Origin of the sequence: Vibrio gelatinilyticus (assembly GCF_022836845.1) — a bacterium.
In the GTDB taxonomy this organism is placed as follows: Bacteria; Pseudomonadota; Gammaproteobacteria; order Enterobacterales; family Vibrionaceae; genus Vibrio; species Vibrio gelatinilyticus.
In genome coordinates this window covers 1-1,391 of record NZ_JAJNNZ010000044.1, presented here as the reverse complement: position 1 = coordinate 1,391, position 1,391 = coordinate 1, and the positions used below count along the sequence as shown (strand labels likewise).

2 protein-coding genes are annotated in these 1,391 nt (G+C 42.5%); both read right to left on the bottom strand.

From position 1 onward, the window contains the following. Nucleotide 1: 1 nt before the first annotated feature. Nucleotides 2–844 (bottom strand): IS3 family transposase, encoded by an 843-nt coding sequence (locus tag LNL84_RS19600; protein WP_244359548.1) that lies wholly within the window; start codon nucleotides 842–844, stop codon nucleotides 2–4. Further along, nucleotides 841–1,350, bottom strand: coding sequence for a helix-turn-helix domain-containing protein (locus LNL84_RS19595; RefSeq protein ID WP_341829466.1), 510 nt, complete (start codon nucleotides 1,348–1,350; stop codon nucleotides 841–843). The genes LNL84_RS19600 and LNL84_RS19595 overlap by 4 nt, the downstream gene beginning before the upstream one ends. Nucleotides 1,351–1,391 lie beyond the last annotated feature (41 nt).

The following is a 1,391-nucleotide window of genomic DNA, read 5'->3' as shown; positions in this document are numbered from 1 at the left end:
GTTAAGCGGCTTTTAAGGCCTGAGTTCGATATTCTATCGGAGTCAGGCCTTTTAGTTTCACTTTTATACGCTTGGTATTGTAGTACTCGATGTACTCTTTGATTTGCTCTATCAGAGCATCGGCATCTTCAAAGCTTTGGTTGTGATACATCTCGGTTTTGAGTAAAGCAAAAAAGTTTTCAGCAACAGCATTATCCAAGCAGTTACCTTTTCTCGACATGCTTTGCGTTAAACCACTCTCCGCTACCTTTTTTTGATACTGTCTATGGCGATATTGCCAACCTTGATCGCTATGTATAATTGGCTTTGAGTTGGGTTTAAGCTTTGATATGGCTTCCGTCAACATCTCCGTGACAAGCGGCAAGCACGCATTTTTAGCCACTCTATAAGCAACCACCTCTTGAGTAAATAAGTCGACCACAGGAGACAAGTAAACTTTCTGCTCTTTGACTTTGAACTCCGTGACATCCGTTACCCACTTTTCGTCGGGTTGAGTCGCACTAAAATCTCTTTCAAGCACATTGGGAGCAGGCTTTCCCGACTCTCCTCGGTATGAACGATACTTTTTAATCCTGACCGTCGATTTAAGGTTGAGCTGAGCCATCAGCCTTTGAACCGTTTTGTGATTAAGCGCGTACCCCTGATTTTTTAGTTCCAAGTGAATACGGCGGTAGCCGTATCGACCTTTATGTTCATGATAAATTGACTTTATCAACCGCAGTTCACGTTCGTAGCTATTTGGGCGCTTGCTCGTTTGAGCCTGATAATAAAAGACACTTTTAGCCAACTGTAGAGTGTGCAGTAAATATTTCAATGGGTACTTACCTTTAAGAGTTAGAGCTATGACCGCTTTTTCTTTGTTCGACGGTTTTTTTCCTGCTCCAACTCTTCCAACTTTTTTAGAACGGCATTCTCGGTTCGTAAGTAGACCAACTCCTCTTTTAGCTCCTCAAGCGTCATTTCATTATCAGGCTTGGTGGTACGTTGAAGTTGCTTTTTCATTGAGGGTCTTCCTTTCTGGCGCATTTTGAGCCCTTCGATACCGAGCTCATTAAATCTTTTGAGCCAGACAGAGAGTATCCCAGGGGATGAGAGGTTTAATACTGCGCTAGTGTGCGTGAGAGACCAATCATTCGTCCACATTAAATTCAATGCTTTTCGTTTTTTCTGAGCAGTAGCAGCATGCTTAGTTGGTAAAAACGAACCAGCACCGTGGATGGCAAAGACTTGAGCCCAATACCGTATCTGTCTCGAAGAAATTGAATATTGTTTTGCTAAATAGCGAGATGACGCGCCATCTAAGCATTGTTTAGCAATGACACATTTTAACTCACGACTATATTTGGACATAAAAAGACCCCCAATAATTGGTGTCCAACTATTGGGGGTCA